Raw genomic sequence first — 20,236 nt, 5'->3', positions numbered from 1 at the left:
TGGGCCGTGTGCCGTGCGGGCAGACGGGGTGGATCAGTCGCCGGCGACGTCCGCCGATTCGGGTGTGTCGTTCCTGTCGGCTTCGCGAAGGGCGTCCTCCTGGCAGCGGCGGTAGAAGTCCTGCAGCCAGCGGCGTGCGACGCGCCCGGAATGCCGGCGCCAGTCGACGAGGTCCTGCAGGAGCCGCGCCCAGTCCACGGGCACGTCCAGGGACCGCAGGTAGCGCACGGAAGCGGGCAGATGCCGGTGCAGGCCCGTGACGCCCTGCTTGCACAAGATGTTCAGGCGGCTTTCCGCCGTGCCGCGCCGCATCTGGCGCTCCCGGCCGGGGCTGTTGACGACGGCCAGAGCGAAAGCGGTTCCGAGGCTCGTGCCGTACTCCTGCCCGTCGCCGCTTTCCACCGCAGGTGCTGACGCCTCTGCCTGCGGCTCCTCGGCGCCGGGAGCGGCGGTTTCGCCGTCCGTGTTCTCGTCCGTGTCGTCGGTGCTTTCGCCCATGCCGTCCGCGGCGGTGCCCTGCCTTCGGGCCTGCTCGGCGATCATGGCGGCGACGGCGTAGTACGCCCTTTGCGTGTCCTCGGTGGCATCGGATGGGACGAGGTGGGCGATGATGCGGTGCATGCGCGGCACCGCGTCGAGGTCCTTGCGCACTCCGGAGCGCAAGGCGGCGCGGGCTCCCGGGTCCCTCTCGCACAAGTGCAGAACCGTGGTCGTGAATGTGCGGTAGCCGGCGAGCCGGGTCGTGCCGGCGGAGCGCTGGGCGGGAGCGGGTGCGGTCGGGTGTGAAACGGTGGTCACCGTTGCGTCTCCTTCAGGGGCGTGCGGCTCATGCGGCGTCGGGAGGAGCGGCTGGTTTGCCGCGGCGGTCGCCGAACAGTTCGATGCGGGCCTCTTCCACCGCTTTCGCACCGCGCTGGGTACGGGCCGCCGAAGCGGTGACCTCGTCGAAGGCACGCACGGCCAGCCGGAGGAACGCCTTTCGAGCAGCCACGGCGTCCAGACCGCCGTCCAGCGCGGTCCCCGTCCGGTCCAGCAGAGCGAACCGGTCCCAGAACTCCCGTTCCGCAGCGGGCCAGTACCGGACGGCACCCTCCTGGGCCCAGGCGTCCGCGCTGTCCTTCGGATCGTTCACATACGTGCGCCAGGCCCGGCGCAGAGCCCGGTCCAGCCGGTTGCCGAACCGCTCTCCCAGCACGCGCAGCCTGCCGACGGCGGGGTAGGTGCGTACCGAGCGCTTCTCCACGAAGCCGAGCACGGGCGGGGTGACGGCGTCCACGAACTGGATGTCCTTGGCCTGCCCGTCCTGCTCGAAGCCCAGCGCCCGTACACGCAGTTCGGACGAGACGTCGGCGGCCCATTCGAAGACGGCGGGCCGTCTCGGCCGGGCGACGCCGGGCGGGTCGATCAGCAGCAGCGCATCCAGGTCCCGCCACAGTGCCCGGTTCGAGGAGGCGGGCCGCGGGTAGGTGTTGCCCTGCTTGCTGACCTGCCAGATCAGATAGTCGTCATCGGGGCGGGTGCCGCGTCCTGTGCGGTAGGCCCAGGTGATGTAGGCGTCGCGCACCTTGTCGCCGTTCCCCTCGGGGATGAGCAGCAGGGCGTGCATGGAGCCGGCCGTCAGCCGCGAGCACGGGCCCGTCAGGGCGGGCGGCGGCCCGTCGGGGTCGGGCAGCTCGTCCCACTCCCACGGGCACAGGTCGCGCTCGGCGTCCACCTCTCGTGGCGGGGGGACGAGGCCGGCCAGGAGCGTCTCGAAGAGCGTGTCGCCCTCGGGGTGGTAGGAGAGGCTGGTGCGCAGCGGGCCGGCCTTGGCGCTGGCGGACTTGACGCCGCCCACCTCGCGGGCCGAGCAGCGGCCGGACGGGCCGTAGTAGTGCCAGGTCAGCAGGTTGAGAACCGCGTCCGATGCGGTCGGCAGGTCGGGGCGCGCGTCACTGGTGTGCCGGAACCAGGAGTGGTTGTTGCCCGCGGGCCGCGTCACCACCAGTTTGTTCACCCCGGCCGTGCTGGACGCGTCGCACTGCTCCTTCAGCCGTGGGTCCTGCATCCAGGGCCGCCCCTCCGGCCGAGGGTCGAACAGGAAGAAGCGCTCCCGGTAGCGGGCGAAGTAGTTCTCGATGCCTGTGCGGGGAAGGCGTCCTTCGGTCAGGATCTCTTCGCGCAGCAGCTGCCAGTCGTCCGGGCCGTTCTTCGCCTCGTCCAGACCGGTCACCCGTGCGGTCAGCGCATACAGGATGCGTAGCAGGGCGGAGTGCGCCGGCGCGTCCGGGACGGCGAGCGACTCGATCTCGTGACTGCGCACCAGCAGATCACGCAGTCCCACCCGGGCAGGCCGACTGCCACCGGAGTGTCCGGCGTCCGGTGACCAGCGCACGGGGAACAGGGGCTCGTCAAGGATGTTCACGGTCGCGGGCATGGGTCTCCCGAGGAGGTACAGAATAAGAACGGGGTCCCTGCGTGAGCGGGGGTGAGTCGGCCGTCGTTGTGCAACAGCTCCGGTCATCCACCCCCTTGCCTGCAAAAGCAGGCGTACTCCCCCAAGTCCCCCCGGGCCAGATGATGTTGAACACTACCAAAGGCCGTTGTTGTGCAGGTAGTGCTTTCGAGAAATTCGGTCAGAGTTGCTCAAGACCGACCTCGGACATGCTGATCGTCCGGTCACCGCAGTGGTAGCTCCACCTGCCGTCACCGCTCCTGGTCATCGGCAGCACAGTCAGATCCCTCAGTGCGGGCACCTTGCGCCAGGCGGCAGGAAGCTCGCCTGCCTGGCCGCTGTCCCTGACCCACGCGCCGGGAGCCGGGGTCACATGGGCGACGATCCGCGCCACCGCGTCCCGGTCCAAGGGGTGCCCTTCGGTACCGGGCAGAGGGAGGGAACCGGCCGCGTCGAGGGTCTGCCGTCCGTCGTGCTGGACGTAGACGCACACGACGCGTCCGGTGTCGGCGCCCAGCCGGGTGGTGAGCAGTTCCTCGGTCACTCCCTCGAACTGCCGGCTGATCAGGTGCAAGTTGCCCTGGATGTCACCGGGTCCCTTGATGCTGACCATGTCGGCCAGGCCTGTTTCCGCCATGGTCGACGCCAGACGCTCGCCGTCCAGCAGCCGCAGCTCCTGCTCGACGGCGGCATCGAGCCCGTCGACGAAGTCGGGAGCGTAGACGGCGTCCACGAGCTCCTGCACCCCGTCCGGCACGACGATCCCGTCCGTGGCGCGCTCGGCCAGCAGGAGCGAGGTACGGATCAGCAGGCCGGTGTCGTAGACCGACCCCCACGTGGGTGGCTTGTCCGTCTTCTGCGGGCGCCTGAACGGATCGAGGACGACCAGCCTCGGCCGGTCCTCCGCCCGGGCCCACGATGGACGTCCGCCGGGGCCCCTGCGGTGACGGCGGCCACGCCCCGCCCGCTGCAGCAGCTGCGCCAACGGTGCGAGATCACTGACGACCAGGTCGAAGTCCAGGTCGAGGGACTGTTCGACCACCTGAGTGGCGACCAGGACCGACGAGGGGCGTACCGCGACCGGCTCTCCGTCGCGGGGTTTTCCGTACGCGGCCTCGCACTCCGCTGTGATGCGTTGCCGGACATTGGCCGGGAAGCGTGAGTGCAGCAGCCGCACACCACCCTCCCGGGCCGCCAGTTCGGGAAACGCCGCGCGCAGATCACGGAACGTGCGCTGTGCCTCGGCGACCGTCGTGCAGCACACCAGCGCCGTCCCGCCTTCCTCGACGACCGGCCGCAACTCCTCCCTCAGCACGGCCCGTCGGCCCCCGGGGCGTACCGGCGCGCCAGGAGCGGCCGACAGCACGTCCCACTCCACGCGGCGCACCGCGATGTCCACGGTGCGGGGACGGCCGGTACTGGTCGCCCGCGGCCGCGCGACCTCACCACTCTTGGCGCTCGCGTACAGCCAGCCCGGGTAGCAGGGCGCGATGTCGACCGGTTCCACGAACCCGGCACCGCGTCGGTAGGCGTTGACCAGCGACGCCGCCGTACTGCCGGTCAGCGTGGCCGACAACAGCACCACCGGCGCCCCGAACGCGCCCAGCCACTCCAGCAGGGTCAGCAGAAGTTTGTGCATCCACGGCCCGTAGGCGTGGGCCTCGTCGACGACGAAGACCTTCTCGAACAAGCCGAACAGGCGCATCACGTTGTAGCGCAGCGGCAGAACGCCACTGAGCACCTGGTCGATCGTGCCCACCGACAGCGGGGCCAGGAAACCGCGCCTGTGCCCACGCAGCCAGACTCCCGCTTCCACGGCCGTCGCACCGTCCGCACTGACCATGTCACCGACGAACTGTTGCGGTCCGTCGTCCGAGGCACCGTCCGTGGGCGGGGCGTACAGGGGATTCAGCCACGCCATGGAGTGCAGCAAGGTCAGCGCACGTTCACCGCCCAGAGCCTCGGAGGCGAACGAACGGACCCGCCCGAACATCGCGTCCGCCGTCGCCATGGTCGGCAGCGCCACATACAGTCCCCGCGCACCGGCCGCACGGCCCAGCACCGACGCCGCGTACAGCGCGGCCTCCGTTTTCCCGTCCCCTGTCGGCGCAGTCACCAGCACCAGCCCCGGGCCGTGTCGCTCCACCAGCCCAGGAAGATGCGCCACCACATCCGCCTGCAACGGATTCGGAGCGAACGGAAACATCTCACCGAAGTCCCGGGCATCGAACCTGGCCCGTCCCAGCCGGGCCGCGGTCACCAGCCCCGGCGCCGCAGCCTGCGCACGCTTGAAGTGCGCCTCCACCTCGCCCGGGCTCGCCCGCCAGGAGGCAGCAGGGCGCACCGATTCGATGGCGTGCGTCTGGCTCGCCAGCCAGTCGGCCGTGATCACCAGACCCGTAAGAACCACCGCCAGCTCGGCAGACAGAGCAGACGCCGGCACCGCGTGCCCACCCGTCACCCGCCGCAGCTCCTCGAAGTGCAGCCGCCGCTGCCGTGCCCACCCTTCCTCTCCCAGCCCCGCCTGATACTGGCTGGGCAGACGCAGGCGAGATGCCTGCAACGCCGCCCCGAACAAGCCGTGATGACCGCCCAGAAGCTGCGCCACCCAGTGCGCCACAGGCGCACTCGAACCCCCCGTGACCGACTTGACCCGCCGGTCCGGATACCCGGCCTCGGCCAGCAGCCCGGCGAGAGCCCAGTGCGTCGCCATCTCATGCCGGAAGCCCCGGTCCCGCTCCGCCCCCGGTGCGAACACGTACTCCGGCTCGCCGCGCACCGCCTCGAACAGCTCGGGAACCTGCGCCTGGAACACCGGCGTGATCTTCCCCAGGTCGTGCAGTCCAGCCCACAAGGACAGGACCGACCGGCACTCCTCCGCTTCCAGGCCCAGCTGCTCGGCAAAACGCAGACGCGTCCGCTCGTCCAGCAGCTCGTCCCACAGCACGGCGAACACCGCCGCCACATCCAGCAGATGACACATCACCGGGTAGGGGCGGCTCAGCCCGTGCTCCTTCCCCCACAACCGGTAGTCCGGAAACGCACAGACGGACGGCTTGTCCTGAAGCTCTGTCATGACGCTATTTGCTACCAGCTGCCACTGACAACAGCGCTGAGCAGCAAAAACGCCAAACACAGCAAAACCGCCCGCCCTACACTGCCCCTTGAACGGACCACGCCGACAGAACACTGATCCCGGATGCGCTCTAAAGGTAAAGAAATGGCAATGCCACCATAACGCTGCAGGTCAGGAAGGGTCCTCTCCGCGCGAGCGGAGGTGAGCCGCGGCCCCCTTTTTTTGTGTGTCCGGGTTATTCGTCCTCTCCGCGCGAGCGGAGGTGAGCCGTATTTCACGACCGAGCAGCACTCATCCATGGGGTCCTCTCCGCGCGAGCGGAGGTGAGCCGCCGAGAAGGGGCTGCGCGACCGACACGAGCCCGTCCTCTCCGCGCGAGCGGAGGTGAGCCGAAGGGGCTCACATGGCACGACACCTTTTTGGCGTCCTCTCCGCGCGAGCGGAGGTGAGCCGCCGGGTAAGCGTCACCCCCAGGTGAAGGAGCTGTCCTCTCCGCGCGAGCGGAGGTGAGCCGAAGAAAGCCCCTTGGGCAAACCGATCCTTGGCGTCCTCTCCGCGCGAGCGGAGGTGAGCCGCTCACCCGCCACCTCCGCCGCCTTCGCCGCATGTCCTCTCCGCGCGAGCGGAGGTGAGCCGTGTTTGGGCGGCTGTGGCAGGTGGCTCACCTCGTCCTCTCCGCGCGAGCGGAGGTGAGCCGCTGACGGTGAACACCTCGGCGGCGATCTACTCGTCCTCTCCGCGCGAGCGGAGGTGAGCCGCGGTCACCGAGTTGACGGCTCTGACCCGCCCGGTCCTCTCCGCGCGAGCGGAGGTGAGCCGCCGAGGCCGAAGGGTGGCCACCTGCGGATAGTGTCCTCTCCGCGCGAGCGGAGGTGAGCCGCCGTCCTGCGCAAGGCCGCCCGCATGACCGACGTCCTCTCCGCGCGAGCGGAGGTGAGCCGGAGTTCACCCGCCTGACCCGGAAGGCCACCAGGTCCTCTCCGCGCGAGCGGAGGTGAGCCGGCGGGCAGGATGCCCAGCTCCCCGAGGGCCGCGTCCTCTCCGCGCGAGCGGAGGTGAGCCGGATCTGGGCAGCTTGTCGACCGCGACGATCAGGTCCTCTCCGCGCGAGCGGAGGTGAGCCGTCGTCCTCGGAGACGACGACGCACTTCCCGTTGTCCTCTCCGCGCGAGCGGAGGTGAGCCGACACGGCGGATGCGCTGCTGGGCTGCGGTGAGGTCCTCTCCGCGCGAGCGGAGGTGAGCCGCCTCCCTGGCGATCGTACTTAGCGGGTACTCCGTCCTCTCCGCGCGAGCGGAGGTGAGCCGATCACCTCCGACCCGTTCCCGCTGGTGGGGGAGTCCTCTCCGCGCGAGCGGAGGTGAGCCGACGTAGGCCCGTCCCTCCAGCGCGCTACCGCCGTCCTCTCCGCGCGAGCGGAGGTGAGCCGCCCGCCCAGACCTACCAGTACCGGACGGCTCCGTCCTCTCCGCGCGAGCGGAGGTGAGCCGCCCGCCGCTGGGCCGTCGTCGTCGGCCGCAACGTCCTCTCCGCGCGAGCGGAGGTGAGCCGCCACGCAGGTCTACGGGCCGAGCGCCACCATCGTCCTCTCCGCGCGAGCGGAGGTGAGCCGGTAGTGGAGCGGCTGGCGGACGGCAGCCCCGGGTCCTCTCCGCGCGAGCGGAGGTGAGCCGGCGATGAGCGCCCGGATGAGCTACCCGAAGGCGTCCTCTCCGCGCGAGCGGAGGTGAGCCGAGATGCGCACCCGCACCCCCAATGCACAGCAGGTCCTCTCCGCGCGAGCGGAGGTGAGCCGAACGCCGAGGAGGAGCGGCTGCTGGGTGTCTCGTCCTCTCCGCGCGAGCGGAGGTGAGCCGAAGAGCGCGTCCGCGTCGTGGGCGGGGGCGGGGTCCTCTCCGCGCGAGCGGAGGTGAGCCGAACCTGGGTTTCGGTGGCCTGGCCGCCGAGGAGTCCTCTCCGCGCGAGCGGAGGTGAGCCGGAGTGCTGCCTGATGTACCGCCACGACAACGAGTCCTCTCCGCGCGAGCGGAGGTGAGCCGGCGACACAAGGCCGTGCTGGCCGTCCTGGTCAGTCCTCTCCGCGCGAGCGGAGGTGAGCCGGCCAAGGCGTACGAGGACCCCGAGTACATCGCGTCCTCTCCGCGCGAGCGGAGGTGAGCCGCCATACGAAAGGCCAAGGAAGGCGACGACACCGTCCTCTCCGCGCGAGCGGAGGTGAGCCGGCCCCGCCTACCTGGCGTACCTGGCCGTCCTCGTCCTCTCCGCGCGAGCGGAGGTGAGCCGCAGCAGACGGAGAAGGCCACCGACGAACCGCGGTCCTCTCCGCGCGAGCGGAGGTGAGCCGTCCAAGACGCTCTTCGGCCTGCACACCTACGAGTCCTCTCCGCGCGAGCGGAGGTGAGCCGCGGCAGAGCCGTCTGCCCGGGGATCGGCTCCGGTCCTCTCCGCGCGAGCGGAGGTGAGCCGTACGTCTTCACCGACGTCCGCTTCGTCAACGAGTCCTCTCCGCGCGAGCGGAGGTGAGCCGGTGACGTGGCTGTACCAGCACGCGCCCGAGGAGTCCTCTCCGCGCGAGCGGAGGTGAGCCGCCTCGAGCAGGCGCGCCTGGCGCGGGAGCTCGGTCCTCTCCGCGCGAGCGGAGGTGAGCCGAGGACCAGGCCGACGATGCCTGCGATGCCGCCGTCCTCTCCGCGCGAGCGGAGGTGAGCCGCGTTAGAACTTTCCCCACCTAGGTCTCTGTGGGTCCTCTCCGCGCGAGCGGAGGTGAGCCGAGGGCTTCGGCGGCGTCGACGTAGACAGCGTTGCCCTCTCCACTACCTGTCCATCTGCCATGGTCCTGCGAGAACCAGGCTGTCCCCAGTGGCATTCGCCAACGCCACGCGGTCCCCGCTGCCGACCCGCAACCGCCGAAACCGTTGCTCGAGGTCAGCGAGGGGTGAGGAGGCAGAACTCGTTGCCCTCCGGGTCGACCAGAACCGTCCAGGGGAATGCGGACTGGTCGATGTCCGGGTCGGTGGCGCCCAGGGCGCGCAGTCGGGCTGCCTCTTCCTCCAGGTCATCGTCGGGGTAGGGGCTGATGTCGAGGTGGACGCGGTTCCACACGCTCTTGGTGTCGAGGGTTCGGATGAACTCCAGGTAGGGGCCGACTCCCTTGGAGGAGCGCAGGGCCGCGTAGGTGTCGGTGACCTCGTGCAGTGTCCAGTCCATCGCCTCGCCCCAGAACCGGGCCATTGCCCGCGGGTCGGTGCAGTCGACCACCACTGCGGCGACCGGCCCGGTGTCCTGGTAGATCGGACGGGGCTCCAGGACGCAGAACTCGTTGCCCTCCGGGTCGGCCATGACCGTCCAGGGGACATCCCCCTGCCCCACATCGGCGAGCGTCGCGCCGAGGTCCTTCAGTCGCTCGACCAGCTCCGTCTGATGGGCGGTCGAGGTGGTGGCCAGATCAAGGTGCACCCGGTTCTTCACCGTTTTCGGTTCCGGGTCGGCGACGATGTCGATGCAGACGGCCGCGGGATCGGGGTAGGTGAGGCCCACGGGCTCGAGGTTGGTCACACCGGGTGCCTCACTGTCGATGCCCCACCCGAGCGCCTCCGCCCAGAACCGACCGAGCGCGGAGTCGTCCCGGGCCTTCATGGTGATCTGCACGAGCCTCGTTGCCATGTCCGGATCCTAGAAGCTGCCACCGGTTCGGCCACCGCCATTAATCGTGTGCTCGAGCCGACGCCGACATGCCCGCTCTCGTCGAAACCCTGCGGGTCCTCGCGCACGCAGGGTGTACGCAGGAGGAGTGCGGCCAAGCCACCCCCGCTTCAGAGGCGGCCACCCGTCGCGCTTGCAGCCTGTTGCGGGCCATGCCGTTGGAGAAGGGACCGTCGGTGGCTGAGCATCGCCCTGCTAATGACCGTCCCGGGCGCGCATGGTCAGGACCTCGGACACCCTCGGACAGGGAGTCCCGGGGGATGAACAGGGGGTGAACGGGGGTGAACGGTCGTCACCCCGCCCAAGCGGAAAAGGGTTCGCGCACATCCCTGGTACCTTCATCGATCGATTTTGATCACCGACGGTCGGAGAGACCGTCACAGGGGGATAGGAGAAACACACGGCATGCGCGCAGGTGCAGTGGTGGGAACGGTGCTGCTGATGGCCGTCTCACTGACGGGCTGCAGCAGTGAAGACGCTCCCCCGGACTCCTCCCGCCAAGCCAAGCCTCTCATCGAGCTGGCCCTGCCGGCCGCCTACGACGCGAACAAGGGCTGGGACGAAACGTTGAGCTGGGTGCCCCAGTCGGCGGCAACCCTTCCGGTGGCAGTGGCACCCCGCGCGGGCGCGGTCGCCCTTCTGCACTCCGCCTCCAACGGCTACACGCTCAAGGTACGGGCCGCCGACACCGGCCGGGTCCGCTGGACGTCGGCGCCGTGGAAACCGCCGACGCCGCTGGAGGGCGCAGCCGGTGATCCGTCGGAGGGGGAGGCGGCGGAGATCCCGGGCGTGGCGGTCGTCGAGCAGGACGGGCGCGAGTACGTCGTCGCGTACGCCCACGGGTTGCAGGGCAAGGACTCCCTGCACAAGGGCACCGAGGTGATGCGCCTCCTGGTGTATTCCGTCGACGCGACGGGTACGTCGGTGAAGCCGCTGCGACAGATCGACGTACCCGTGACGGCACGCCCCGGGCAGGTGCGGCTGAACACGGAGGGCGGCCGGGTACTGGTCGGCTGGGGTGAACGGGGCAGGTACCCGACGCCGTCCGCCGCGGTGGACGTGGCCACGGGCGAGACCGTCGCCTATGACCAGACCGACGATCTCAAGCTCCCGTGCCCGGACGAGTACAGCTCATGCTCGGACATCCGGGTAATGGCGGCCACTGCCGACGGTCCGCTGGTGAGCATGGACGACGGAGGCTTCGGCATACCTGGCCGCTGGTTCAGCAACGACGTACGTCCGGACGGCACGAACGCGCAAACCGACTCCTTCGGCAACAACTGGAACGGCATGGTGTACGGCGTCGGCGGCGGGCATCTGATCGCCGGCTGGGACGCCCCCGGCTTCGACACCGATCCGGTGTGGTCCGTGCACGACGTCCGCACGGGACGCCTCCAGGCCTCCATGACCTGCGGGTACGACCTCAGCAACGGCGTCACCGGGAAAAACCGGGAGTCGGAGCGTGAGTACCCGGTGGTCGTCTCACCCGGAGGCCACTACCTCGCCGCCGGTCCCGTCGCCTTCGACCTGCAGCGGAAGAAGGGCATCTGCCTGGCGGGAGACGGCAACCGCAAGTCGATCGCAATCACCTCGATCCACGACGACGGCACGGCGTACGGCGAGGTTCAGGAGGACTCGGCCGCCAATGACACCGCTCTGGTCGTCACCCAGGTCGACCTCACCGCCGGCCCGGACTCGGCGAAGGCGCTGGAGGGGGTCGAGGCGCCCCATGTGACCAGTGTGAAAGGCGCGGGACTTTTCACGGGCCCTGACAACAACGGGCACTTCCGGGTGTCGCTGCGTCAGGAGCGCTGACGCCTGAGCCGGGCACCGTGCAGGCCGGCGCCAGTGGCGGACGGAACCACGAGGCGGGACGGCGCGCGGTGGGCAGCCGCCCCTGTGGCCGAGGCGGTCACGGTGCAGCAGCGCGGTGCATGTCCACGGGCCCGGTCGAGGAGTCCGGGCCCGGCGCGGGATTCACCGGGCCGGGCCCGGGTTTCCGGGTCCTCGGGATCCGCGACTCGTGCGGCAGCACTCCCCACCGGCCTGCCGCAGACGGCCTCGGCATGTGCGACGCCGGTACCGGCACTCGACCAGTACCGACTTCGATGCGCCGAATTCTGGCGGACTCCGGGCACGAGTTGGTTCAGCCGAGCCGGTGCGCCAAGCCTGTGCGGCTCATCGCCCACGGCACCGCGAACGGCTCCGTTCCTGACGGCACCGTGCCTTCAGGAGCCTTGAGACGCCGAACCCCGGGGCGGCTGGTTAGTGTCGTATGGCACCGACCTGGAAGGAGAACCGCATGGCCGGCAGCGAGATCGTGATCGCGCAGACGACCATTGACGACGAGGAGCAGGCGAAGGCCCTGGCGCGTGGCGCGATCGAGAACCGGTTGGCCGCCTGTGCGCACATCGACCAGCCGTTCACGGCGGTGTACCGCTGGAAGGGTGCCGTCGAGACGGCCACGGAATGGCGAATCTCCTACAAGACGACCGCGGAGCGCCTTCCGGAGCTGCAAGCATGGGTGACCAAGGAGCACAGCTACGAGGTTCCCGAGTGGATCGTCCTCCCGGTGACCGGGGGTTCGGACGCCTATCTGGCGTGGGTGGCCAAGGAGACGGCGCCGCAGTCCGCCGAGTAATGCCTCACGCTGGGCACCACTGGAGGCGTCACGCGTGCGCTTGCGCTCACAAAGCGGCAGCCGGGAGGCAGCGGTCTGAGCGCGGGCCCGGCCCACGGCGGCGGGCGGGCTTCGGCAGTTGCAACGAACCGGCGTGATGCGCAGACGCCTTGGTCGATGTCGCCGTCGCACAGCAGCGCAGCCCCCCATCGCCCAGGACGACGACGCCCGCTTCCGGTGGCTCCCCGCCCAGCCGCCCAGGCGTCACGGCCCCACTGGTGTGCGGTGGGCAGGTGACGCCGTTTCGGCGGCCAGGCGCAGCCGGTACGGGCAGGTGTGCGACACGGAACTCCCCCGTTGTGCCGCGCGCGTCCCGGCCCGGTCAGCCGGTCAGCCGTACATCGCCACGCGGTACAGAGCCGCAAGCGCGTCGTCGATGGGATGAGGCTGCGGCTTGCCGGAGGAGTCGAGCCTGTTCCACCTCTGCATGTTCACCGCGACCACCATCTGCCGCTTGCCGTCGGCACGGGTCATGGCCAGCGTCCCACCGCCCCAGACCGTGCCGCCGTGGCCCCAGAAGGTGCCCTGACCGGGTTCCTCCATCGGGTGCAGGCCGAGGCCGTAGTCGATGATCTCTCCTTGCTGGGAGACGATCGGGACAGTGCGCTGCATCTGCGCCAGTGACGACGGGCTGACGATCTTTCCGGCCAGCAGCATGCGGTAGAAGCGGTTGAGGTCCGCGAGGGTCGATATCAGCGAGGCCGACACCCCCACCCACGACATGTCGTAGACGCTGTAGTCGCGCGGCGGGTCGATCATGCCGAACCACGCCTCGTAGAGCCGCGAGTGCGGCCCCTTGATGTGCGGCCCGGTGGGGAATTCGGTGTCCCGGAGCCCGGCGCGCTCGATGACGTTCCGGGTGATGTACCGCTCGGCCGTGGTGCCGGTCACCTTTTCCAGGAGTTGGGCGAGGAGCAGGTAGTTGGTGTTGGAGTACATGCCCGGAGTGCCGCCCGGGGCGCCGACGGCAGGTGCATCGACCCCCATCCTGATCAGTTCGGTGTGGTCGAACCGCGTGAACCGGAGGTCGTCCAGGCTCTGGGGACTGGTGTCCGCGACGTTGGGGAGCGCCCTGAGGGAGGGGTAGGCGTAGGGGAGGTACTCGGCGAGGCCGCTGGTGTGGTTGATCAGCATCCGGACCGTGATCCTGTCACCGCGTTCTCCCGGAACCAGCTTCGGAAGGTAGTGGCCGACCGGCGTGTCGAGACCGATCTGGCCGCACTCGACCTGCTGTAAAACCGCCGCGGCGGTGAAGGTCTTGGTGATGCTGCCGACGCGGTGCCGCATGTCGGCGGTGACGGGGCGGCCGGTGGCGACATCGGCGACCCCGGCGGCGCCGCGCCAGACCTGGTCGCCGTCCCGTACCTCGGCGAACAGGCCCGGTATCCCGGCGCGGTGGACGTTTTCGAGGGCGGCGTCCAGCGCCGCGCGATCCAGTGGGTTCTCCATGTCATGCGTCCTTTCGTGTTCTCCGGGGTGAGCTCCGCCTCGGTCACCTGACCCGGACAACAGAGCACGAGTGGCATGCCGACCCTCCGGCACGCCCATGCACTCATTATGCACGCGGTGCGTGCATTGCCAAGTGCACAAGTAAGTGCACAGGTAGTCTGAGATCTGACGAAAGGAGCACAATGGCAGGCCGACGGCGTTGGACGACCGAAGAGATCCTGGATGCGGCGGCGAAGCTGCTGCGCACGAGCGACGCGGATTCGTTCAGCGTGCGCAAGCTGGCCGCGGTTCTCGGGACCGATTCCTCCAGCCTGTACCGGCACTTCCGCAGCAAGACCGAACTGCTGCGCGCGGTCGCCGACCGGGTCTTCGTGGCCGCGCTGGACGGCTACCGCCCCGAGGGCGACTGGAAGCAGCGCATCACGTCCCTGGCCCTGCGCGTGCGAGAGGCCTTCGGACAGCAGCCCGAACTCGCCGCGGTCTGGGGACGTTACGCATCAAGCGGCACCGGCTCCCGGCTGGTCATGGAGGAGGTGCTGCAAGCCCTGCGCGCGTCCGGGCTGCCCGACGAGGAGATCCCGGCGCACTACCACCGGCTCGCGGTCCTCCTCACCGCGTTGATCACCTCCGAGGCCGGCTTCAGCACCGTCACCTCCGAAGAGCACGAACAGAGCATGGAGCTGTTCCGCGTCGCGGTACTCGGCGCCGACCCCGAACGCTTCCCGGCCCTGGCCCACTTCGCCCGCGACATCCGCCCCCTCGAGGTGGACCGCCGTGCCGCGTTCGAGGAGATCCTCGCCGCCCACCTCGCCCACATCGAGGCATCCATCCGCTCGAGCCGGCCGACCGGCCCGGGAGTGTCGTCAAACGCCCGAACGACGACAGGCGCGGCGGACGGCCAATAGGCGACCAATAAATGAGGGGTGCCGGGCCTCGGGCCGTCCGCCCGCTGTGTTCCTGTCCGCCGGCGTGGTGCAGGGTGGACGTCATGCTTGCCGATCACCAGGAGTACGACGTGGTCGTCACGGCCGTGACCCGGGCGGGGATCGCCGTCCGCGCGGACGGACACGACGGTTTCATCGACCGGACCGAACACCCCTCATGGTGGTCGAACACGCCCCGCCCCGCGGTCGGCGACCGGATGCGTGCGGTGGTGCTGGACGCCACCAGGACCCCACCGCGGTTCAGCGCCTTGCCGAGCGACATACGAACGGCCCGGAGCCTGCGCCACACCGAACCGCTGACACGTCTCTGCCCGCCGCCCGGCCGTGGCCGGACCGTGGAGTGGGCCGCTGTGGAGGAGGCGTTGGGCACTGCCCTGCCGGCCGACTACAAGCGGCTCGTCGAGTGGTACGGCGGCGGGCTCTTCGCAGGGATTCTCTGGCTGCTGGAACCGGGCTGCCCGGACGCGCTGTACGACCTGGCCGCCCAGACCGCGGAACGCGAGGAGATCCTCACCGAGCTGTGGGAGGCCGGCGAGGACAAGCCGCCGGAGCTTCATGAGGACGACGTCAGGCTGGTGCCCTGGGGGTACGTGGAGGGTGCGGGACACTTCCTGTACTGGCTGGTGCGGCCCGATGCCGAGCCGGAGGAGTGGACCGTTCTCCTCAACGAGGGACGTGGCCCGCTCTGGGAGGCCCATCCGGTGTCGTGCAGCCAGTTCCTCCTCGAGGTGGTGGCCGGCACGACGACGTCGTTCTACTTCACCGGCATCGACGACATCGTCGACCCCGAGGACAGGAACCGGTTCATACCCAACTCGCAGATCCTCCATCGGTAAAAGGCATGTGGGGAGGCCAGGGCCATCCCTTACGGGCGTGTCCGCCCCACGGCCACCATGGCCGTCGAACCGGGCCCGCCCGTCTCACGCCATCCGGTCCGTGCAGGTCGGCGCGACCGCGGACAGCCGGCTTCGTGGCGACTGGACACCTGTGCCCGTGTGCGCGAGAACGGCAGCGCCTGTTCACTGGTTCAGAAAGCCGCGGGAAGCAGTCCCCGCTGAGAAGCGAGCCGACATGTTCACGGGCCTCGACAGCATCGATGCCGCCGCCTGCCCCCGTCGTGGGCACTCCCGCCGTCGGCCGAGGGTGACCTCGTCGGCTGATTCCGCTTCTGCGTGATGCCGTCGGCGGCCCGGGCTACTGAGGGGACTGTTGTTCCCGCGGTGCCGGTTCGCCGGTGTCCGCGTGCAGTCCGGCACACAGCAGGTCGAATGCCCGGAACGCCGCGGAGGCGACCGCGTCGCGTGCGCGTGCCGGCGGTTCGCCGGACATGATGCGCCGTCGGAGCTCGCGCAGGGCTGCCCGGTGCGTCCCGGCGATGGCGCCCGCGAGGAGTGCGGGCATCGAAAGGCCGGTGTCGTCCGGTGTCGTGGCGATGGTCGGCGGATGGTCGGCCAGAGCCGCCGCGAGTGCGGCCTCGGCGTGTTCGCCGATCTCGCGTTCGCGTGCACGCAGGGCCGGGCTGTCGTGGATGACCTGCCAGAACCTGAGTGCGCCGGGGTGGAGTCCGAGCATGGGTTCGTTCCGTCGCAGGGCGGTCAGCAGGTCGTCCCGGACGACCTCCACCGGGCAGGTTCCGGGTACCCGGTCGCGCACCAGCGTGGCGAGACGGCTTTCGGCCTCGGCCTGGCGGTCGAAGAAGAGGTCCTCCTTGGTGGGGAAGTAGTTGAAGACGGTGTTGGTGGACACGCCCGCGTGCCGCGCCACCTCGGCGACCGTGACCCGGTCGAAGCCGTGCTCCAGGAACAGTGCCAGTGCCGCGTCGGCGATCGCCGTGCGGGTCTGCTGCTTCTTGGTCTCTCGAAGGCCCATCCCCGAATGATAGTGTCACCACAATTTTGCAGTGACACCAAGTTTTGGGGAGCGCGACGGCCATGACCCTGACCTTTGGCATCTATCCGGGTGGGCTCCTGGGTGACGACAAGGGAATCGTCCACCCGGTCCGGCCGGACCTTCCGGACCGCATCACCGATGCACTCGACACGCTGCAGGGCGCCACGGCCGCGCTGTCGGTCCGCGCCTACCGCTCGTTCGCCGCCACCGTGACACCGCAGCCGCCCACGCCCGCCGACCCGCAGGTCTACCTCCGGCACGGGCGCAAACTCGACCTCGTGCTGCAGTTCCGCGAGCCGTCCGGACGACTGGACGGGTGGCTGGAGTTCGTCCGCGAAACCGTCCGGGCCCACGGACCGCACCTGGCGTCACTCCAGATCTGCGAGGAACCGAACGCCAACCTCCCCGTCGTCGACGGCAGCACCCCCAACGTCCTGGACGCGCTCGTCCAGGGAGTCATCGCGGCCAAGCAGGAGGCTCGCGCCCTGGGCCACACTCTGGCCGTCGGCTTCAACGCCGTGCCGACCTTCCATCCGGCCGACACCTTCTGGACCGAACTCGCCGCCCGGGCCGACGCACGCTTCCTGGCCAGCCTGGACTACGTCGGCCTGGACTTCTTCCCCGACGTCTTCCACCCCATTGCCGCCAGCCAGTTGGCCGGAGCGGTCACCGCGGTCCTCACCGCCTTCCGGCGCACCGACCTGCCGAAGGCCGGCATCCCGGACAGCGTCGCGATCCGCGTCTGCGAGAACGGCTGGCCCACCGGCCCCGGCCGCCCCGAGCAGCGACAGGCCACGACCCTCGAGACCGTCGTCCGGACCGTGGCCGCCCTCGCGACCGACCTCAACATCGACGGCTACTCGTTCTTCGCCCTGCGCGACGCCGACAGCAGCGCCGAAGGGCTCTTCCACCACTTCGGCCTCCTGCGCGACGACTACACCCCCAAGCCGGCCTTCGAGACCTACCGCCGCCTCATCGACGAGCTGGGCACCCCCTCGGCCGTCTTCGCCCGGTGATGCCTCCGCCCGCCCGTCGGAACCGAAGTGCCCTCGCTTCCCCGTGGAGATCGAACAGGATGCGGATGAAGCGTCTCCCGAACGCATGCACTACGCTCTCGGTTCTTCCGAGCCGGCGACGCCCCGCTGCCGGGCCCGGCGACAGCGGAGACGGACGCTTGACCCCTGGCCGAAAGCAACAGCAGGACCGAACGACCAGCAGGACTGAGGAGAGAGCGGACGGCAGATGAACGACGTGTACGCGCACCGGGCACCCGAGAAAGGCGAAGGCGGCGGCAAGAGCGGTCGTGACGGCCGCCGCCGGTGGCTTGCCGTGGGCGTGGCCGTCAGTGTGCTGGCTCTCGCGAGCGCCGTGATCGCGGCAGGGTGGCTTCTCGACCGAGCCGCCGACCGTGCGGTGGAGCAGGCGGCGGAGGCGAGGTGGGCCGAGGGGATCACGCCGGAGTGGATGAGCGAGCAGATGGGCCTCAACCTCCCGGACACGGCCCAGTCTCCTCAGGCGGCGTACCAGGTCACGTCCCGCTTCGACACGGGCCTGCTGACCTTCACGCTGACGAGGTCCGAGGCGGAGAGCTACCTGAAGAAGCATCCCCCGGAGGGCAACAAGTGGCTGGAGCCGCAGCCGCACTCCGGAAAGGCCAGCGTCGCTCCTCATGACTTCGCGCACCTCGGGCTTCCGGAACCGGAAACGCTCAAGGACGGCGTGCGCTATGGCGATGTCTGCCCCCGCGCTGCCAAGTCCACCGGGAATCCCGGCGTCTCCAAGACCCCTGACAGCCAGTACGGCGTGTCCGACCCCTATGGCATGTCCGACGAACGCTGCGTCGAAGTGTACGTACACGAGTTCTCGCCCCAGCGGACCCGTTTCTACATCCGCGCCCACTTCGAGCCGGGCATCAGCCCTCTTCCCGCAACACCGTCCTCATCGGCGGGCTGAGGACCTCGTCGCCGCCGGTCCTCCAGCGGCCCAGGCGCGCCGTCACCGGCAGACGGACTTCGGTGTCACCCGCAGCAGCACGGCGACCCCCCTGAGCACTGGCCCCGGCCACGAACAGCTCGGCGGTTTGCAGACCGGACGCAGCGCCTCGCGTCGCATGCGTTCCTGGGCGGTCATCCCGCCGTTGGAGACAAGCCGCATCCAGAGCATGAAGATCACGTCACGCTCTACAGCTGGAGCATCGGGCACAGGAGGTCACTGCCATGGAGGGTCTCACAAATCTCATGGATCTCACGGACGCCGAGCTGTTGATGCTGTGTTCCGCCGCGGCGGAACGAAGCACGGCATTCTGCAGGGTCTTCGGTTCCGCAGAACAGCAACAGTGGCTTGACTCCGCTCTGGAAGCGGTCTGGTCAGCAGCGGCCGGCCAGTGGCAGACAAGTGTGCAGACCTGCTCGACACCTTCGTGCTGGACGACGAGGACGGGGTCGTAGTCGCCGTCGGTGATGTGCACGCCGAGGCCGTGGTCGAAGGTGGCTTTGAACTGCTTGAGCCGGCGGTAGCGCAGCGGGATGAGAAGTCGTGCGGCAAGGAGCGGGTCGCCCTCGGGGCCTTTGACGAAGCTGCGGTAGGCGTCTTCGTCGGCCCGGCCGAACATCTGTTGCCTGAGCATCTTGCTTTTGTTGTTGTGGACATCGCCGCAGCCCCTCCCTCCTCGGCGATCACCCGGCAGCGTCGGGATCCTTCAGTCCGCCGATACCGATGAGGACGGAGTCGCAGGAAGAGGGCTGATGCCGGGTTCGAAGTAGGCGCGGAGGTAGATCCGAGTGCGCTTCGGTGAGTACTCGTGTGCGTACAGACGGACGCAGCTCTTGCGGGACGTGCCGTAGGGAGCGGACGTGCCATACGGGTTGTCAGGGGTGCCGGAGGCACCTGGGGCCTCGGTGGACTCGGCAGCGCGGGGGCAGACGTAGCCATAGCGCATGCCGTCCTTGAGCGTTTCCGGTTCCGGAAGCCCGAAGTGCGCGAAGTCATGCGGAGTGACGTCGGTCTGCGCGGAGGACGGCTTCAGCCACGTGTTGCCCTCCGGGTGCTGCTCCTTCAGGTAGGTCTCCGCCTCGGACCTCGTCAGTGTGAAGGTGAGCAGGCCCGTGTCGAAGCGGGACGTGACCTGGTACGCCGCCTGAGGAGACTGGGCCGTGTCCGGGAAGTCGAGGCCCATCTGCTCGCTCATCCACTCCGGCGTGATCCCCTCGGCCCACCTCGCCTCCGCCGCCTGCTCCACCGCACGGTCGGCGGCTCGGTCGAGAAGCCACCCTGCCGCGATCACGGCACTCGTGAGAGCCAGCACACCGACGGCCACACCTGCGATGAGCCGCCAACGGCGGCCACCACGACCGCTCTTGCCGCCACCTTCACCCTCCTCGGGTGCCCGGTACACGTACACGTTGTTCATTGGCTGTCCACCTTCCCCCTCACCCTGCCGGCCGTACGGTCCTGCTGCTGCTCTCGGCCAGGGTCCAAGCATCCGTCCCCGCTATCGCCAGGCCCCGGCAAGGGCGTCGCTGGGTTTCGAGGAGCCAAGATCGTAGTGCTTGACGCTGCTGCTGTCCGACATGCCGAACTCCTGGACGAGGCTCACCCGATGTTGCCCGGCTCAACTCATGGCCTGACCACCGCCCTCACCCACGGCATCGTCGACGCGCTGACCGTGCGCATGCCGTTCAAGCGGCGCCCTTACAGGGGGCGCTGTCACATCGGCAGAAGGCGGTCAACCGCACCCATGTGAAGATCCACGCCCGCGCTGAATGAACGATCGCCACGCTCAAGCCCTGGAAGATCCTGGTCAAGCCGCGCTGCTGCCCACGCCGTGCCGCCGCGATCGTGCAAGCCGTCCTCGTCCTGAACCACGTCGGGACCAACTACCGCAGAGGATGAAAATGACTCATCGTTCAGTAGGGGGTGTTGACGATCGGATCATGTGCGCCACACTCGTGATCCATATGTGGGGCGCGCCGACTCCCCGTGCCTGTCGAGAAGGGGGAGAGCGTGAAGAACGCGCCGAAGATCGAGCGACAGTACCGGGTGGGGCTCAGTTGCCTCATCGA

At 69.4% G+C, this 20,236-nt stretch carries 14 protein-coding genes, 1 pseudogene and 1 CRISPR repeat array; of the genes and pseudogenes, 8 read left to right on the top strand and 7 right to left on the bottom strand.

The features are described from left to right. Positions 1–33: 33 nt before the first annotated feature. The 4 genes from casB to ABD224_RS13000 all read right to left on the bottom strand — a co-directional run bounded on the left by casB (position 34) and on the right by ABD224_RS13000 (position 9,173). Positions 34–798 carry a type I-E CRISPR-associated protein Cse2/CasB gene (gene casB / locus ABD224_RS13015; protein WP_344049647.1) on the bottom strand — a complete coding sequence of 255 codons (765 nt, stop codon included), beginning with the start codon at positions 796–798 and terminating at the stop codon, positions 34–36. Positions 799–826: 28 nt separating this feature from the next. After that, the gene (gene casA / locus ABD224_RS13010) at positions 827–2,416 is read right to left on the bottom strand and encodes a type I-E CRISPR-associated protein Cse1/CasA (RefSeq protein WP_344049646.1); all 1,590 of its coding nucleotides are present in this window, start codon (positions 2,414–2,416) and stop codon (positions 827–829) included. A 199-nt stretch (positions 2,417–2,615) separates the two neighbouring features. Further along, positions 2,616–5,510, bottom strand: a complete 2,895-nt coding sequence (locus ABD224_RS13005) for a CRISPR-associated endonuclease Cas3'' (RefSeq protein ID WP_344049645.1) — start codon at positions 5,508–5,510, stop codon at positions 2,616–2,618. Between the two features lie 180 nt (positions 5,511–5,690). Beyond that, a CRISPR array of direct repeats spans positions 5,691–8,281; the repeat unit is 29 nt; unit sequence GTCCTCTCCGCGCGAGCGGAGGTGAGCCG. Between the two features lie 154 nt (positions 8,282–8,435). After that, entirely contained in the window at positions 8,436–9,173 is a 738-nt protein-coding gene (locus ABD224_RS13000) for a VOC family protein (RefSeq protein ID WP_344049644.1), read from the bottom strand. A 444-nt stretch (positions 9,174–9,617) separates the two neighbouring features. Here ABD224_RS13000 and ABD224_RS12995 point away from each other — a divergent pair, with 444 nt between their 5' ends. Next, entirely contained in the window at positions 9,618–11,027 is a 1,410-nt protein-coding gene (locus ABD224_RS12995; protein ID WP_344049643.1) for a hypothetical protein, read from the top strand. A 487-nt stretch (positions 11,028–11,514) separates the two neighbouring features. Continuing rightward, positions 11,515–11,853, top strand: a complete 339-nt coding sequence (cutA, locus tag ABD224_RS12990; RefSeq protein ID WP_344049642.1) for a divalent-cation tolerance protein CutA — start codon at positions 11,515–11,517, stop codon at positions 11,851–11,853. Positions 11,854–12,222: 369 nt separating this feature from the next. Here the strand turns inward: cutA and ABD224_RS12985 are convergent, their stop codons facing one another. Further along, entirely contained in the window at positions 12,223–13,341 is a 1,119-nt protein-coding gene (locus ABD224_RS12985; protein ID WP_344049641.1) for a serine hydrolase domain-containing protein, read from the bottom strand. Between the two features lie 182 nt (positions 13,342–13,523). Between ABD224_RS12985 and ABD224_RS12980 the strand changes: the two genes are divergently transcribed. After that, positions 13,524–14,246: a TetR/AcrR family transcriptional regulator gene (locus ABD224_RS12980; RefSeq protein WP_344049640.1), complete on the top strand. Its 723-nt coding sequence runs from the start codon at positions 13,524–13,526 to the stop codon at positions 14,244–14,246. Positions 14,247–14,329: 83 nt separating this feature from the next. Next, positions 14,330–15,121: an SMI1/KNR4 family protein gene (locus ABD224_RS12975; RefSeq protein ID WP_344049639.1), complete on the top strand. Its 792-nt coding sequence runs from the start codon at positions 14,330–14,332 to the stop codon at positions 15,119–15,121. Positions 15,122–15,479: 358 nt separating this feature from the next. Here the strand turns inward: ABD224_RS12975 and ABD224_RS12970 are convergent, their stop codons facing one another. Continuing rightward, on the bottom strand, positions 15,480–16,154 hold the full coding sequence (locus tag ABD224_RS12970) for a TetR/AcrR family transcriptional regulator (protein WP_344049638.1): 675 nt from the start codon (positions 16,152–16,154) through the stop codon (positions 15,480–15,482). A gap of 62 nt (positions 16,155–16,216) precedes the next feature. Here ABD224_RS12970 and ABD224_RS12965 point away from each other — a divergent pair, with 62 nt between their 5' ends. The 3 genes from ABD224_RS12965 to ABD224_RS12955 all read left to right on the top strand — a co-directional run bounded on the left by ABD224_RS12965 (position 16,217) and on the right by ABD224_RS12955 (position 18,894). After that, positions 16,217–17,191 carry a glycoside hydrolase 5 family protein gene (locus ABD224_RS12965; RefSeq protein ID WP_344049637.1) on the top strand — a complete coding sequence of 325 codons (975 nt, stop codon included), beginning with the start codon at positions 16,217–16,219 and terminating at the stop codon, positions 17,189–17,191. Positions 17,192–17,417: 226 nt separating this feature from the next. Beyond that, a complete protein-coding gene (locus ABD224_RS12960) occupies positions 17,418–18,128 on the top strand; it encodes a hypothetical protein (RefSeq protein WP_344049636.1) in 711 nt (236 codons plus the stop codon). Positions 18,129–18,558: 430 nt separating this feature from the next. Next, a complete protein-coding gene (locus ABD224_RS12955) occupies positions 18,559–18,894 on the top strand; it encodes a hypothetical protein (protein WP_344049635.1) in 336 nt (111 codons plus the stop codon). Here the strand turns inward: ABD224_RS12955 and ABD224_RS12950 are convergent. Then, the gene (locus ABD224_RS12950) at positions 18,874–19,584 is read right to left on the bottom strand and encodes a hypothetical protein (RefSeq protein WP_344049634.1); all 711 of its coding nucleotides are present in this window, start codon (positions 19,582–19,584) and stop codon (positions 18,874–18,876) included. The two genes, ABD224_RS12955 and ABD224_RS12950, sit on opposite strands and share 21 nt — an antisense overlap. A gap of 120 nt (positions 19,585–19,704) precedes the next feature. Between ABD224_RS12950 and ABD224_RS12945 the strand changes: the two are divergent. Further along, positions 19,705–20,066, top strand: a pseudogene (locus tag ABD224_RS12945) (transposase family protein); the annotation flags it as partial. Between the last annotated feature and the right edge of the window lie 170 nt (positions 20,067–20,236).

This window comes from Streptomyces thermoalcalitolerans, assembly GCF_039525155.1.
In the GTDB taxonomy this organism is placed as follows: Bacteria; Actinomycetota; Actinomycetes; order Streptomycetales; family Streptomycetaceae; genus Streptomyces; species Streptomyces thermovulgaris.
This window is presented reverse-complemented; position numbering and strand designations above follow the sequence as displayed.

Bases quoted from the DNA above. Each gene is read 5' to 3' on its own strand.
- casA (WP_344049646.1), bottom strand. From the start codon at position 2,416: ATGCCCGCGACCGTGAACATCCTTGACGAGCCCCTGTTCCCCGTGCGC.
- ABD224_RS13005 (WP_344049645.1), bottom strand. From the start codon at position 5,510: ATGACAGAGCTTCAGGACAAGCCGTCCGTCTGTGCGTTTCCGGACTAC.
- ABD224_RS13000 (WP_344049644.1), bottom strand. From the start codon at position 9,173: ATGGCAACGAGGCTCGTGCAGATCACCATGAAGGCCCGGGACGACTCC.
- ABD224_RS12995 (WP_344049643.1), top strand. From the start codon at position 9,618: ATGCGCGCAGGTGCAGTGGTGGGAACGGTGCTGCTGATGGCCGTCTCA.
- cutA (WP_344049642.1), top strand. From the start codon at position 11,515: ATGGCCGGCAGCGAGATCGTGATCGCGCAGACGACCATTGACGACGAG.
- ABD224_RS12985 (WP_344049641.1), bottom strand. From the start codon at position 13,341: ATGGAGAACCCACTGGATCGCGCGGCGCTGGACGCCGCCCTCGAAAAC.
- ABD224_RS12980 (WP_344049640.1), top strand. From the start codon at position 13,524: ATGGCAGGCCGACGGCGTTGGACGACCGAAGAGATCCTGGATGCGGCG.
- ABD224_RS12975 (WP_344049639.1), top strand. From the start codon at position 14,330: ATGCTTGCCGATCACCAGGAGTACGACGTGGTCGTCACGGCCGTGACC.
- ABD224_RS12970 (WP_344049638.1), bottom strand. From the start codon at position 16,154: ATGGGCCTTCGAGAGACCAAGAAGCAGCAGACCCGCACGGCGATCGCC.
- ABD224_RS12965 (WP_344049637.1), top strand. From the start codon at position 16,217: ATGACCCTGACCTTTGGCATCTATCCGGGTGGGCTCCTGGGTGACGAC.
- ABD224_RS12960 (WP_344049636.1), top strand. From the start codon at position 17,418: ATGAACGACGTGTACGCGCACCGGGCACCCGAGAAAGGCGAAGGCGGC.
- ABD224_RS12950 (WP_344049634.1), bottom strand. From the start codon at position 19,584: ATGAACAACGTGTACGTGTACCGGGCACCCGAGGAGGGTGAAGGTGGC.